Consider the following 12978-nt stretch of genomic DNA (forward strand, 5'->3'; position numbering starts at 1 on the left):
GGCCCCTCGACTCCGCCCGAGTCCGCGCGGGCCATGATCGACATCGTGGACCTGCACAAGACGTTCTCGGGCAACAAGGTCCTCACCGGCATCAACCTCACCGTGCCCGCGGGCAGCACCTGCGTCATCCTGGGCGGCTCCGGCTCCGGCAAGACGGTGCTGATGAAGCACATGATCGGCCTGCTCAAGCCGGACAGCGGCCAGGTCATCATCGACGGGCAGGACATCGTCCCCATGAGCGTGGAGGGGCTGCAGCAGGTGCGCCGCAGCTTCGGCATGGTGTTCCAGGCCGCCGCGCTCTTCGACTCCATGACGGTGTTCGAGAACGTCGCCTTCCCCCTGCGCCAGCACACGACACTGCCGGAAGACGCCATCCGGGAGCAGGTGAGGAAGCGCCTGGACCTCATGGGCCTCAAGCGCGAGGTGGAGGACCGCTTCCCCGCGGACCTGTCCGGAGGCATGCGCAAGCGCGTGGGCCTGGCGCGCGCCGTGGTGCTGGATCCCAAGGTCGTCCTCTACGACGAGCCCACCACCGGCCTGGATCCCATCACCACGGACTCCGTGGACGACATGATCCTCACCGCGCAGAAGGAGCTGGGCGTCACCAGCGTGGTCATCAGCCACGACATCGCGTCCGCCTTCAACGTGGCCAATCAGATCGCCTTCTTGTCCAAGGGCGTCATCGTGGAGCACGGCTCGCCGGAGAAGCTGCGGGAGTCCCAGCACCCGGCCGTCCAGGTCTTCCTCCAGACGTGGTTCGGCAAGAACTGAGGGATTGGGGTAGGCAAACCGGTCCCCCAAGGATTCCAGCCCTTCATGAAAAGCTGGCACCCGGCATGCAAATCGTTAGAGTCGCGCGCGGCCGGTGGTAGCGCTCGGAGTCACATCAGGTGAAGAAGCTCGTCACGCCCTTCCGTGTTGGCCTGCTGGTCCTCGCCGCCGGTGGGTTCCTCATCACGTTCGTGTTGTTCGCCACGAAGGGCGGACTGAGCGATAGAGACTCCACCCAGGTGTGGGCCTATTTCCGGGATGCGTCCGGCCTGGCGGTCCGAGGCCGCGTGCAGATCGCCGGCATCCCCGTGGGGGAGATCAGCGACATCACCCTGGAGGGCACCCGCGCGAAGGTCTGGCTGAAGATCCGCAAGGGCGTGGACCTGCGCCAGGACGCCGCGGTCACCAAGCGCTCGGAGTCGCTGCTGGGTGACTACCTGTTGGACTTGAACCCCGGCACGGAGCAGGCGCCGGAGCTGGAGAACGGCGGGCAGATCCGCCGCGTCATCGACACCCAGGGCGTGGAGGCCGTCTTCGAGTCCCTGTCGCAGATCACCTCCGACATCCAGCAGGTGACGGGCGCGCTGCGCGAGGTGCTGGGCGGCGAGAAGGGTGCGGGCAGCCTGGAGCGCATCGTGGAGAACCTGGTCCGGCTGTCGGACTCGGTGGACGCGACGGTGCGCCGCAACACGGACCGCCTGGACACCATCATGGCGAACGTGGAGGGCGTGTCCTCCGACGTGCGCGCCATCACCCAGGGCAACGGCGCGGAGGTGACGCGCATCGTCACCAACGTGGAGCGCATCACCCAGGACGTCCGCGAGGTGCTGGGCACCGTCAAGAACATCGTGGGCAGCGGGGAAGGGGAGTTCAAGGAGAGCGTCTCCAGCCTCAAGCAGACGCTGGGCCGGCTGGACAACACCCTGGCCAACCTGGAGGACATCACCCGCAAGGTGAAGGACGGCGAGGGCGCAGCGGGCGCGCTGCTCACCGACGAGCAGCTGGGCCAGCGCCTCAGCGAGGCCGTCACCGACGTCAGCGAGTTCGCCACCCGCCTCAGCACCCTGCAGACGGAGGTGGGCCTGTTCAGCAGCTACCTGCTGGCCCAGGGCGCGTCGAAGAACGGCCTGACGCTGAAGCTCATCCCCAAGCCGGACAAGTACTACCTGCTGGAGATCATCGACGACCCGCGCGGCTCCGTCAGCACGCAGGTGGTGCAGACGAACCCGCCGTCGGAAGGGGACCCGGTCATCCAGACGCAGAAGGTGACCAAGGAGTCCTTCAAGGTCAGCCTCCAGTTCGCCAAGCGCTACTACTTCACCACCCTGCGCGTGGGCCTCATTGAATCCACGGGCGGCGTGGGCGCGGACCTGCACCTCTTCGACGACGTGCTGACCCTGAAGATGGACGCGTTCAACTTCACGGCGGACGAGCTGCGCTACCCGCGCCTGCGCGCCATGCTGAAGGCCCAGGCGTTCGACCACCTGTACGTCATGGCGGGCATGGACGACATCCTCAACGCCCGGCAGCGCGACGCGGCCACCCGGCGCCTCATCGCCGGCCGCGACTTCTTCTTCGGCGCGGGCTTCTTCTTCACCGACGACGACCTGAAGGCCCTCATCGCCACCACGGGCGTCCCGGCGTTCTAGACCGTTGTCCCCTTGACGTTGCCGGGAAGGTGTCGTACCCGGCACGGGCACGGGGTTTCCCCTGGAATGCGCCGTGCCCTGACGCGATGCCGTACCCGCGCCGGGTCACCCCCAGGAAGAAGCCTCCATGTCTCTGCTCGTCGTCGGTTCAATCGCGCTGGACTCGCTGGAAACGCCCTTCGGCAAGAAGGAGGACGTGCTGGGTGGTTCGGCCACCTACTTCTCCACGTCCGCGTCCTTCTTCGGCCCCGTGCAGCTGGTGGCGGTGATTGGCGAGGACTTCCCGGAGTCGCACCTGCAGTTCCTGCGCGGGCGCGGAATCGACCTGGAGGGGCTCACCCGGGAGTCCGGCCGCACGTTCCGCTGGAAGGGCAAGTACGGCTGGGAGCTCAACGAGGCGCAGACGCTGGACACCCAGCTCAACGTCTTCGAGTCCTTCTCGCCCAACCTGCCGGCCGCCTACCGCGAGACGCCCTACGTCTTCCTGGGCAACATCCACCCGGAGCTCCAGGCGCGCGTGCTGGACCAGGTGAAGGCGCCCAAGCTGGTGGCCGCGGACACGATGAACTTCTGGATCCAGGGCAGCCGCCCCGCGCTGCTCAAGACGCTCCAGCGCGTGAACCTGCTCTTCATCAACGACGCGGAGGCGCGCCAGCTGTCCGGCGAGCACAACGTGGTGAAGGCCGCCCGCGCCATCCTGTCCATGGGCCCGTCCCGCGTGGTCATCAAGCGCGGCGAGCACGGCGCGCTCCTCTTCGACCAGGACCACATCTTCGCCTGCCCGGCCTTCCCCCTGTCGGAGGTGTTCGACCCCACCGGCGCGGGTGACACCTTCGCCGGCGGCTTCATGGGCACCCTGGCGGGCGCCGGCGCCGGCAAGGTGGATCAGCAGGTGCTGCGCAAGGCCATGGTCATGGGCAGCGTGATGGCCTCCTTCACCGTGGAGAAGTTCAGCCTGGAGCGCCTGCGCGAGGTGCAGCGCCCGGAGATCCACGCCCGCTTCACCGAGTTCAAGAAGCTCACCCACTTCGACGACCTGGGCCCGCTGGGCGGGTAGGGGAGCGCAGGCGAGGGGACGGACGGCCCGGTGTGGAACTTGACGGGCCGCACCCACCCTCCCTAGGCTCGGGCGGACGCAGTGGATGAATAAATCCGGTGCGGACGTCCTTTTTCAGCGCCGATGTGGACGGGAAGGTTCCACGTCGGGAGGTCCCCCGGTTGAGCGAAAATCGAAAGTACGCGCGGGTCGGCACCCACCTGCGCTGCTGGTGCGAGGGTGAGAACGTGACCCTGTATGCACGCATCGCCAACCTGAGCGAGGGCGGCCTCTTCCTGAGGACGAGCACCCCGCTGGCGGCGGGGACGCGGACGCAGGTGCGGCTCACCCAGCAGGCGACGGACACGCAGTTGCAGGCGCAGGCCACGGTCGTCTGGTTGCGGCAGGAAGAGCAGCCCGCCGGCCGCCCCCCGGGCATGGGCCTGCGATTCGAAGCGTTGGACGCGGACGCGCTGACGAGTCTGCGGCGCATCATCTCCCAGCAGCAGGCCCACCCCTAGGGTTCCCATGCGCATCGCCGTCATCTCCGACATCCACTCCAACATCGAGGCCCTCACGGAGGTGCTGAGGGTGGCGGAGCATCAGAAGGTGGACCGCTTCGTGTCGCTGGGGGACATCGTCGGTTATGGGGCGTCCCCCAACCCGTGCTGCGACCTGGTGCGCTCGGTGGCGGAGATCACGCTGCTGGGCAACCACGACGCCGCGGTGGCGGGGCGGATGGACTACTCGTACTACTACGACGCCGCCCGGCACGCGCTCGACTGGAGCGCCAACGTCATCTCCGACGAGAACCTGGCCTGGCTGCGCAGCCTCCCGTACACGTACCGCATCGGCGAGGTGGGCTTCTGCCACGGGTCGCCCATCGACCCGAAGGCGTACGAGTACATCTTCGCGCTGGAGCAGGCGCGGGAGCTGACGCCGTACGTGGCGGAGCTGCCGGAAGTGACGTTCATCGGCCACAGCCACCTGTGCCGCGCGTTCGCCATTGGCAACGGCGAGGTGAACGACGTGGTGGCGCAGAAGTTCGTGCTGCGCAAGGGCTACAAGTACATCGTGTCCGTGGGGAGCGTGGGCCAGCCGCGCGACTACGACAACCGGGCCTGCTTCGTCATCTGCGACACGGACGCGCGCACGGTGGAGTACCTGCGCGTGGAGTACGACATCGAGACCTCCGCGCAGAAGATCTTCGACGCGGACCTGGCGCTCAACTTCGGCAAGCGGCTGTTCCTGGGCGTGTAGGCAGGCCTGCCGCGCCCGGTGCGGAAAAGGGGCGCGGCCGGACGGAAGGTGGCATAAACCGGGGCTGTGCGCCCCCAGGTCCTCCGTCCGAAGCGGCCCATCATGGGCCTTGGCCTCGCAGCCTTCCTGTTCGTCGCCGGGTGCAGCCGTTCACCCGCGCCGCCCTCGCCCGAGTTCGAGCAGGCCAGCCGCCGGTGGTCGGCGCTCTACGCCCAGAAGCTGGACGACGCGTACCTGGACCCCTCCATCGGGGAGATTGAAGCGCAGCTGCAGCGCGTGCCCGCGGACAGCGTGGACTCCGTCGCGTCCCAGGACCTGCTCCAGCGCATCCAGGCGGGCCGCACGCGCATGCAGGCGGCCCTCGAGGACCAGCGCCGCGCGGTGGCCAGCGCCGGCAAGCTGCCCACCCTGGACCCTTCTTCAACGAACTTCCCGAGCCCGGCCGAGCCCGTGGCGGCGGAGCCCGCGGACGCCGGGCCGCAGGACGCCGGGGTGATTGCCGGGCCCCAGATGGGCACCCCGGCCTCCCAGCTGGTGGCGGGCTTCGAGGGCTGCTTCACCCGCGGCACGCCCGTCACGGTGGAGGAGCGGGGGATGCGGGACACCTGGCAGCTGAGCGACCGGGCGTCCTGCCAGCTGGGGTACCCCACCCACCGGGACTCGGTGCTGGTGATTGAAGACGGCCGTGTGTTGGCGCTGTTACCCAAGAGCGCCATGCGGACCGTGCGCCGTTATGAGGACGGCGGCACGGTGCCCGCGGACAGTGGCGGGCGTTGAACCTCTCTCTTTCAAGAGCTGACGACCTTCGATGAACGAACAGACCTTCATGAAGTTGATGCGCGTGCTCCCCAAGTCGGCGGTGTCCTCCGCGGTGGGGCTGGCCACGCGCCTGCCCGCGCCCGCGCCGGTGCACCACTGGGCCATGCGCACCTTCGCCAAGGCGTACAACGTGGACATGGAGGAGGCGGAGCACTCCTTCGAGAAGTACCCGACCTTCGCCCAGTTCTTCACCCGCGGCCTGAAGCCGGGCCTGCGCCCGGTGGACGCGGGTGAGAAGGTCGTCGTGTCGCCGGTGGACGGCCGGGTGTCCCAGGTGGGCTACTCGGACAACGGCCGCTGCCTGCAGGCCAAGGGCATCGAGTACACGGTGGACGAGCTGCTGGGTGACTCGCAGGCGGCGAAGCCCTTCCACGGCGGCGCCTGGACGACGGTGTACCTGTCCCCGCGCGACTACCACCGCATCCACTCGCCGCTGGGCGGCACCATCACCGGGTACGCGTACATCCCGGGTGAGTTCTGGCCGGTGAACCCCGCGTCGGTGAAGAACAAGCAGTCGCTGTTCTGCGTGAACGAGCGGCTGGTGACGTACCTGGACACCGTGGCCGGCAAGGTGGCGGTGGTGAAGGTGGGCGCCACCTGCGTGTCGCGCATCAAGGCGTCCTACGAGGACATCACCACGCACGTGGGCCAGCCCGGCAAGGTGCACCGCTACAGCGCGGGCATCCCGGTGGAGAAGGGCGGCGAGCTGGGCCGCTTCGAGATGGGCTCCACCGTCATCCTCTGCTTCGAGCCCGGCCGCGTGCGCTGGGATGACAGCATGCAGCCGGAAGCGGTGGTGCGCATGGGCACGCGTATCGGAGTCATCACGTGAGCCAGAAGATCAACGGCGTGAAGGGGATGAACGACCTTCTGCCGGGCGAGATTGAAATCTGGCAGTTCGTGGAGTCCACCGCGCGCACGCTGTTCGGCCGCTTCGGCTACGGCGAGGTGCGCACGCCCATGGTGGAGGACACGGCCCTCTTCGTGCGCAGCGTGGGCGAGGAGACGGACATCGTCGGCAAGGAGATGTACACCTTCGAGGACAAGGGCGGCCGCAGCCTGTCCCTGCGTCCGGAGGGCACCGCGCCCGCGGCGCGCGCGTACATCGAGCACTCGGTGAACAACCAGGAGCCGGTGTCGCGCTGGTTCTACATGGGGCCCATGTTCCGCTACGAGCGGATGCAAACGGGGCGCTACCGCCAGTTCTACCAGATTGGCGCTGAGGCGTACGGAGCCAAGGAGCCCGCGCAGGACGCGGAGTTGATGGACATGGTGGTGCAGTTCCTAGAGGCCCTGGGCCTTCAGGAAGTCACCCTGAATATCAACTCGCTGGGCGACGAGAACTGCCGGCCTGTGTACCACGCGAAGCTGGTGGAGTACCTCAAGGCCCACCGCGAGGAGTTGTGCGCGGACTGCCAGCAGCGGCTGGAGCGCAACCCGCTGCGCGTCCTGGACTGCAAGAACGAGAAGTGCCAGTCGGTAGCTGCGGCGGGGCCCAATGTGCTCGAGTTCCTGTGCGAGCCGTGCCGCGCTCACTTCAACGACCTGCAGCGCAAGCTGGAACTGCTGGGCGTCCGCTACGTGGTGAACCACCGGCTGGTGCGCGGCCTGGACTACTACACGCGCACGGTCTTCGAATTCATCGCAGCCCACCCCGCGCTACGTACCGCAAGTACAGTGGGCGGCGGCGGTCGCTACGACAAGATGATGAAAGGCCTGGGTGGGCCGGACGTGCCCGCAGTGGGCTTCGCCATGGGCTTGGACCGGCTGGTGCTCCTGCTGAAGGAGAGTGGCAAGACGTTCGCCCAGCGGCCGGACCTGTTCATCGCCGTGGCGGACGAGGGCTCGCAGGACGAGGGCCTGAATCTGGCCAGCCGCCTGCGCCGCGAGGGCCTCAAGGTGGACTTCGACACGCGCGGCGGCAGCCTCAAGAGCCAGATGAAGCGCGCGGACAAGTCCGGTGCCCGCTTCACGCTGGTGCTGGGCGAGCAGGAGCGCACCAGCGGCCAGGCGAAGCTCAAGCCCATGGCGGGCGGTGAGCCCGTCCCTGTCGCGCTCGACAGCGTCGCCGCCACCGTGCGCGCGCAGCCGGAAGCGCCGGCCCCGGCCCCCGCGGCCTGATCCAACTCCCCCCTCCGGCATGACGCGCCCGGCCGGAGGGGAGGGGGCGGCCTGTCTTCCCAGAAAACCCAGGAGTAAAGGTGTTAAGCATCGTAAGTCCTGGGAATCGCTGGGGGAATGAGGCCTTGGAGATTCGCGGACATTGAGAGCTTGGAGTACATTCCATCCTCCATGTCGAGCGCTTCCCAGCCCGTCTCCATGATCGATGGCCTTCGTTGGATCCCCGTCGCCGGGGACAGCATGTGGCCGTCGTTGCGTGCGGGTGACGTGGCGGAGGTGGAGCCGCTGGTGGAGGCGCCGCGCCCGGGTGAGGTGGTGCTGGCGCGCTTCGAGTCCTCGCTGGTGTTGCACCGGGTGCGGTGGTGCGACGGCAGCTTCTGTGCGCTTCGCGGGGACAATGGCGGCATGGAAGATCCGCCGCTGCCGCTCGTCCGTATCCTGGGACGTGCGCGGCGTGTGCGCCGGGGCGGCGCGTTGCTGGAGATGGACCGTTGGGATGTGGGACCCCGGCGGCTGGGCCGCTGGCGCGCGACGCTGAAGCGCCAGGTGGCCGAATGGCTGGGAAGGACGGGCCGCGCATGAGCATTCAGGAAGGCAGCGTTCCCCGGCGGCGTGCGGGGACCTCGGGGGAGGGCTTTGGCGCGGACTTCCTGGTGCTGGACGCGGAGGGGCGCACGCTGCGCGGGCTCAACCCGACGGCGGCGCGCATCTGGGCGCTGTGCGATGGACAGCGCACGGCCCGGGCGGTGGCGGAGCAGGTGGCTTCCGAATTTTCGACCGACGTCGGTCCGGTGCTGACCGACACGCTGCGCTTCCTGGAGGAGCTTCAGCGGCGAGGCCTGTTGGACGAAGTGCGCGCGCCGGCCGGTGCCGCGCCTCTGGAGGAGACATGATGCGGGCGCTCGTGACCGTGCTGGCGGGTGCGATGGTGCTGTCGGCGTGCTCGGAAGGGGTGTCCCCCCTGCCGCCGCCGTCGGCCGTGAAGCCGGGGCAGGGCAGCGGCTCCGTCACCCCCGTGGATCCGACCGACGTGCTGGCCGGTGGCGGGAGCGTGGCCCTGCCGCCGCCTCCGGCTCCCTCGGGCGAGGAGCCGCCTCCGGAAGAGCCGCCTCCGGAAGAGCCGCCTCCGGCGCCGCTGCCGCCCCCGACCGGGAGCGCGGAGGTGGTGGGCGTGGGCTCCGAGCCCACGCCCCTGTCCGAGGTGCAGCAGGTGGACGTGGACTTCGTGGTGAGCGGTGTGCGGAACAAGGGCCTGGTGGACGTGGAGTTCATCGCGCCGGGCGGGCGTCCGTACGAGAAGCGGAGCGCGACGGTGGAGGCGCAGCCGGAGGAGACGCGCACGCTGCGCTATTCGCTGCCGGTGGCGGGCACGCAGGTGTCCATGGCGCGCATGACGGGCACCTGGCAGGTGCGCTTCTTCCTGGACGGAGCGCAGCTGGCCGCCACGTCCTTCACCCTGGAGCCGTGACGTGAGGCACGCCATGAACGTCCGCATCCTCGCGCTCGTCGCCGTGCTGCTGCCGGCGGTGGGCTTCTCCCAGGCCAATAGCTGGAACGTGAGCCCCGTCCCCGCCGCCGGGGAGTCCGTCGCGCGCGTGGTGATGGAAGACGCGTCCGACCTCATCCTGGAAGTGACGAACACGTCCACGAACACAAGCGACTCCCGCGTGTCAGAGGTGTCCTTCGTTCTTCCGACGGGCTACCAGCTCCTGGGGGGGCTGCCCGCGGAGGAGAACCCGAACTGGAAGGTCGAGTACATCGACGCCAACGAGCGGCGCATCACCTTCCAGTCCACGCTGGGCTGCGTGGACGACGGGCGCGGCCTGGCTCGCAATGAGTCCGCGCGCTTCGTGCTGAGCGTGGTGGCCCCGTCGAACCGCGCCACCGACAGCACCACCGAGCGCCTCGTGGGGGGCACGTACGCCCGCGACCAGTGCGACGGCAGGAGCTACGCGTACAACGTCAACAACATGACCCCCTGGACGCGCGGGATCCTGGCCGCGAACGTGACGCTGTCGCCGCGCGTGCTGGCGGTCAACGGCACGACGGTGGCACGCGTGGTGGTGGAGAACCGGGGCACGGGCCCGGCCACGGTGACCTTGGACAACCCCGCCTCCACGAGCAGCGTGCCGCTCACGACCGTGAGCAAGAACCCTGCTGGCAACCTGTCCGTCGCGGTGCGGTCCGCGGGCGTCTTCGTGGCCAACCTGCGGCCCACCGCCGCTGGCGCCGTGGCCGCGCGCGTCCGGGCTCGCACGAGCAACAATGCGTCCAACGCGCCGCTGGTGGACTCGCCCGTGGCGGACGTGGGCAACCTGGTGGCGGCGGCGGACATGGACATCGTGGACGCGTTCGCCGGTGATTCGGTGGCGCTGCGCCTGACGGTGCTCAACACCTCCACCACGAACACGTACACCCAGGTGCGCCCGCGCGCGCCGGTGCTGCTGGGCCGCGCGACGGCGTCGCTGGTGGCCGGGCCGTCGCCGGAGAGCGTGGCGCAGCTGGCCCCGGGCGCTTCCGCGCAGTTCACGTGGCGCTACCAGGTGTCGGGCTCGCCCGGCGCCAGCTACCAGTTCCAGGCGCAGGTGGACGGGACGCTCAACGGTTCAGCGGTGGCGGGGGATGTCGTCACCGCGCGCAAGGGCCGCATCGTGGAGCACCGCGTGCGGCTGAGCCAGGAGACGATGTCCACCGCGGCCACGGGCGTGACGGTGGCGTACACGGTTCAGAACCGGGGCACGCAGCCCATCATCGAGGTGAAGCTGTTCAAGCCCGCGGTGAACTACTTCGCGGTGGCCGCGTCGGGTCCGCAGGCGTTCGGGGACTGGATCGTCTACACGGACGCGGCCAGCTACATCTGGGAGTCGGAGACCGGCATCCCGGTGGGCGGCGAGGCCACGTTCCGCATCACCTATTCGGGCTTCACCGCCGTCACCGAGGACACGGCGTTCCGCCACCGGCTGGAGCTGAACCAGGGCTGGAACGATGCGCGCATCCGCGTGGAAGCGACGATGACGCTGCTCTCGGTCGCCGCGTCCCCGGACGTGGGGCGCCTCACGGGCGTGGCCCGCGACGGCAGCGTGACGCTCACCTGGGACAATCCCTTCAACCACGGCGGCACCCTGGTGCTGCGCGCGGAAGGGACGAGCCCACCCAACACCGCGCCGACCAGCGGCGTGCGCTACGCGGTGGGCGACGTGCTGGGCAACGCGACGGTGGCCTACGTGGACGAGTTCAGCTCCGCGTCGTCCATGACGGACACGGCGGTGACGAACGGCACGACGTACACCTACCGCGTGTTCAACGCGGATGATCAGCTGCGGTACGGGCCGGGCAACCAGCCCACCTCGCAGGGGCTGCTGGCCACTCCCCGGGCTCGCGTGGCGGGCAACCCGCTGTGGTGCTACTCGGTGGGGTTGGACACGACGCTTCAGCCCGTGACGGAGCTGGGCGTGGGCATCTTCAGCTCCTTCAACGACTCCGTGGTGGCCACGCGCACGAACACCACGAACCCCTCCGAGGACGGCGCGGAGCGCTTCCGGCCGGTGAAGATGGCGGGGAAGATCGCCACCCGCTTCCCGGTGGTGCCGCTCTTGGGCCGGCCCGGGCAGCAGTGGATCGTCGTGGGGGATCAGACCGGCGTGCCGGCGGTGCTCAACGCGGCCACGGGCGAGTTCCTGTGGCGCAACACCACGCTGGGCCTGGGGAACATCAGCTCGTTCCCGGTGACGCAGCTGCTCGACTACGCGAACCCGGAGTACCGGACGACGTACTCGAACGTGGACCTGGCCATCTTCGCCACGCGCAACACGTCCGCGCAGAACCAGGTGGTCGCGCTGAACGCGGCCACGGGCGCGCTCATCTGGCGCTACCGGCCCGGGGACCTGGGCATGGTGAGCGGCGGCATGCTGGTGGACTACACGACGAACCGGCTCTACGTGCCGACCCGGACGGGCACGAGCACGGCCACGCTGCGCGTGCTCAACAGCCTCACGGGCGCGGAGGTGGCGCGGCTGTCGCTGGGGGACCTGGAGTTCGGCGTGGTCCGCAACGCCACGAGCAACCAGATCCTGGTCACCGCCAACGACGGCCGGGTGTACGGCGTGAATCCGGCCACGTTCACGACGGCCTGGACGGCCACCGTGCGTCCCACCACGGCGCGGGCGTTCACCCACTTCGCCCGGCCGCTGGGCCGGGGCTTCGTGGTGAGCACGGCGGACGGCGCGGTGGAGCGCTATGAGATGGACGCGACCAACGTGCCGGTGCAGCTGTGGTCCACGGACATCGCGGGCCCGGCCGGCTCCTTCACCCTCAACCAGAACGGCGTGGCGCGCATCTACGTCGGCAGCTCGGATGGCAAGGTGCACCAGCTGGAGCTGGAGACGGGGACGGACTCCGGGCAGGTGACCGTGGGCCCGGCGCAGGCCATCGGCACGCCGACCATCGATCACACCGTAGGCCGGTTGCATGTCGGCACCCCAGATGGTCGAATCTGTGCCTTCCCGGTGCCCTTCTAGGTGGGCCATCACGTGAGCCAACGCCCTACACAGCCTCCCGCGGGTCCCTCCGTGCCGAAGCCGCCGGCCGCGCCCGCCGTGTATGTGGCTCCCGCCATCCTGTGGGAGCAGCCCTTCGTCGCGCTGGCGCAGCTGTCCATGTGCACCATCCCCGGCGAATCGGAGTGCATGCCGTGAACGGCGGGGACCCCCTGTCGGGTCCCCGTGACGGCGCGCTCCGGATCACCCTGGCCGGGTGGACCGTGGCGCTCGACGTGGAGGATGACGCGCTCGCCGGTCCGCTGCGGCGCGTGTTCGGCGCGTTCCTCGCTCCGGAGGCCGTGGCTCCCGAGGCCCGGCTGGTGATGCGGAACCCTCGCTGTCCCCGTGCTCCGCCCACCGTGCAGGAACTGCCACGTCTTGCTCCCGGTGACTCGGGGACGCTGAGTGTGGAGGGCGCCGGGTACTCCGCGGTGCTCTCCGCGGACCGGTGCCGCGCGGACGTCATCGGATCCGGGCGGTACCCGGTGGAGAACGTGATCAAGGTGATGCTCGCGTCCGCGCTGGCGAAGCGTGGCGGGCTGCTCATCCATGGCGTGGGGCTGATGCACGAGGGCCGGGCCGCGCTCTTCGTGGGGCACTCCGGCGCGGGCAAGAGCACCCTGGGCGGGCTGTGGCGCGAGGCGGGCGGGGCGGTGCTCGCGGATGAGCTGGTGGCGGTGTGGCCCGTGGAAGGCGGTGGGTGGCGCGCGGCGGGGACGCCCTGGAACGTGCCGGTCCGGACCGCCGAGGCGGCGCTCGTCGCGGTGGGCACGCTGGGTTGGGA

The 12978-nt window shown here is 69.4% G+C and carries 14 protein-coding genes; all 14 read left to right on the top strand.

Annotated elements, in window-relative coordinates; all coding sequences use genetic code 11:
• Positions 1 to 33 precede the first annotated feature (33 nt).
• Complete coding sequence (locus tag D7W82_RS21015) at positions 34 to 771, top strand: ABC transporter ATP-binding protein (protein WP_120620064.1); 738 nt, start codon at positions 34 to 36, stop codon at positions 769 to 771.
• A 119-nt stretch (positions 772 to 890) separates the two neighbouring features.
• Positions 891 to 2420, top strand: coding sequence for an MlaD family protein (locus D7W82_RS21020; protein WP_120620053.1), 1530 nt, complete (start codon positions 891 to 893; stop codon positions 2418 to 2420).
• Positions 2421 to 2547: 127 nt separating this feature from the next.
• Positions 2548 to 3477 (top strand): PfkB family carbohydrate kinase, encoded by a 930-nt coding sequence (locus D7W82_RS21025; RefSeq protein ID WP_120620054.1) that lies wholly within the window; start codon positions 2548 to 2550, stop codon positions 3475 to 3477.
• A gap of 161 nt (positions 3478 to 3638) precedes the next feature.
• Positions 3639 to 3977: a TIGR02266 family protein gene (locus D7W82_RS21030; protein ID WP_120620065.1), complete on the top strand. Its 339-nt coding sequence runs from the start codon at positions 3639 to 3641 to the stop codon at positions 3975 to 3977.
• 7 nt (positions 3978 to 3984) lie between these two features.
• On the top strand, positions 3985 to 4716 hold the full coding sequence (locus D7W82_RS21035; protein ID WP_120526312.1) for a metallophosphoesterase: 732 nt from the start codon (positions 3985 to 3987) through the stop codon (positions 4714 to 4716).
• A 102-nt stretch (positions 4717 to 4818) separates the two neighbouring features.
• Positions 4819 to 5493 carry a hypothetical protein gene (locus D7W82_RS21040; protein ID WP_120620066.1) on the top strand — a complete coding sequence of 225 codons (675 nt, stop codon included), beginning with the start codon at positions 4819 to 4821 and terminating at the stop codon, positions 5491 to 5493.
• Positions 5494 to 5524: 31 nt separating this feature from the next.
• Positions 5525 to 6367: an archaetidylserine decarboxylase gene (gene asd, locus D7W82_RS21045; RefSeq protein ID WP_120620055.1), complete on the top strand. Its 843-nt coding sequence runs from the start codon at positions 5525 to 5527 to the stop codon at positions 6365 to 6367.
• A 26-nt stretch (positions 6368 to 6393) separates the two neighbouring features.
• A complete protein-coding gene (hisS, locus tag D7W82_RS21050) occupies positions 6394 to 7656 on the top strand; it encodes a histidine--tRNA ligase (protein WP_216618197.1) in 1263 nt (420 codons plus the stop codon).
• Between the two features lie 171 nt (positions 7657 to 7827).
• Positions 7828 to 8238, top strand: coding sequence for a S24/S26 family peptidase (locus D7W82_RS21055; RefSeq protein ID WP_233587841.1), 411 nt, complete (start codon positions 7828 to 7830; stop codon positions 8236 to 8238).
• Complete coding sequence (locus tag D7W82_RS21060; protein ID WP_120620057.1) at positions 8235 to 8549, top strand: PqqD family protein; 315 nt, start codon at positions 8235 to 8237, stop codon at positions 8547 to 8549. Before D7W82_RS21055 ends, D7W82_RS21060 begins: the two co-directional genes overlap by 4 nt.
• Positions 8546 to 9124, top strand: coding sequence for a hypothetical protein (locus tag D7W82_RS21065; protein ID WP_120620058.1), 579 nt, complete (start codon positions 8546 to 8548; stop codon positions 9122 to 9124). The genes D7W82_RS21060 and D7W82_RS21065 overlap by 4 nt, the downstream gene beginning before the upstream one ends.
• Before the next feature lie 13 nt (positions 9125 to 9137).
• On the top strand, positions 9138 to 12173 hold the full coding sequence (locus D7W82_RS21070; RefSeq protein WP_120620059.1) for a PQQ-binding-like beta-propeller repeat protein: 3036 nt from the start codon (positions 9138 to 9140) through the stop codon (positions 12171 to 12173).
• 12 nt (positions 12174 to 12185) lie between these two features.
• On the top strand, positions 12186 to 12350 hold the full coding sequence (locus D7W82_RS40570; RefSeq protein ID WP_158617701.1) for a hypothetical protein: 165 nt from the start codon (positions 12186 to 12188) through the stop codon (positions 12348 to 12350).
• Positions 12347 to 12978, top strand: a 632-nt coding sequence (locus D7W82_RS21075; protein ID WP_199727799.1) for a hypothetical protein, incomplete at its 3' end; no start/stop codon positions are given. The genes D7W82_RS40570 and D7W82_RS21075, both read left to right, overlap by 4 nt.

This window comes from Corallococcus sp. CA049B, from assembly GCF_003611685.1.
GTDB lineage: Bacteria > Myxococcota > Myxococcia > Myxococcales > Myxococcaceae > Corallococcus > Corallococcus coralloides.

What these genes read in the sequence shown, in the direction of transcription:
- D7W82_RS21040 (WP_120620066.1), top strand. Translation starts at nt 4,819, where the DNA reads ATGGGCCTTGGCCTCGCAGCCTTCCTGTTCGTCGCCGGGTGCAGCCGT.
- D7W82_RS21070 (WP_120620059.1), top strand. Translation starts at nt 9,138, where the DNA reads ATGAACGTCCGCATCCTCGCGCTCGTCGCCGTGCTGCTGCCGGCGGTG.
- D7W82_RS21065 (WP_120620058.1), top strand. Translation starts at nt 8,546, where the DNA reads ATGATGCGGGCGCTCGTGACCGTGCTGGCGGGTGCGATGGTGCTGTCG.
- D7W82_RS21055 (WP_233587841.1), top strand. Translation starts at nt 7,828, where the DNA reads ATGTCGAGCGCTTCCCAGCCCGTCTCCATGATCGATGGCCTTCGTTGG.
- D7W82_RS21035 (WP_120526312.1), top strand. Translation starts at nt 3,985, where the DNA reads ATGCGCATCGCCGTCATCTCCGACATCCACTCCAACATCGAGGCCCTC.
- D7W82_RS21060 (WP_120620057.1), top strand. Translation starts at nt 8,235, where the DNA reads ATGAGCATTCAGGAAGGCAGCGTTCCCCGGCGGCGTGCGGGGACCTCG.
- hisS (WP_216618197.1), top strand. Translation starts at nt 6,394, where the DNA reads ATGAACGACCTTCTGCCGGGCGAGATTGAAATCTGGCAGTTCGTGGAG.
- D7W82_RS21025 (WP_120620054.1), top strand. Translation starts at nt 2,548, where the DNA reads ATGTCTCTGCTCGTCGTCGGTTCAATCGCGCTGGACTCGCTGGAAACG.
- asd (WP_120620055.1), top strand. Translation starts at nt 5,525, where the DNA reads ATGAACGAACAGACCTTCATGAAGTTGATGCGCGTGCTCCCCAAGTCG.
- D7W82_RS21015 (WP_120620064.1), top strand. Translation starts at nt 34, where the DNA reads ATGATCGACATCGTGGACCTGCACAAGACGTTCTCGGGCAACAAGGTC.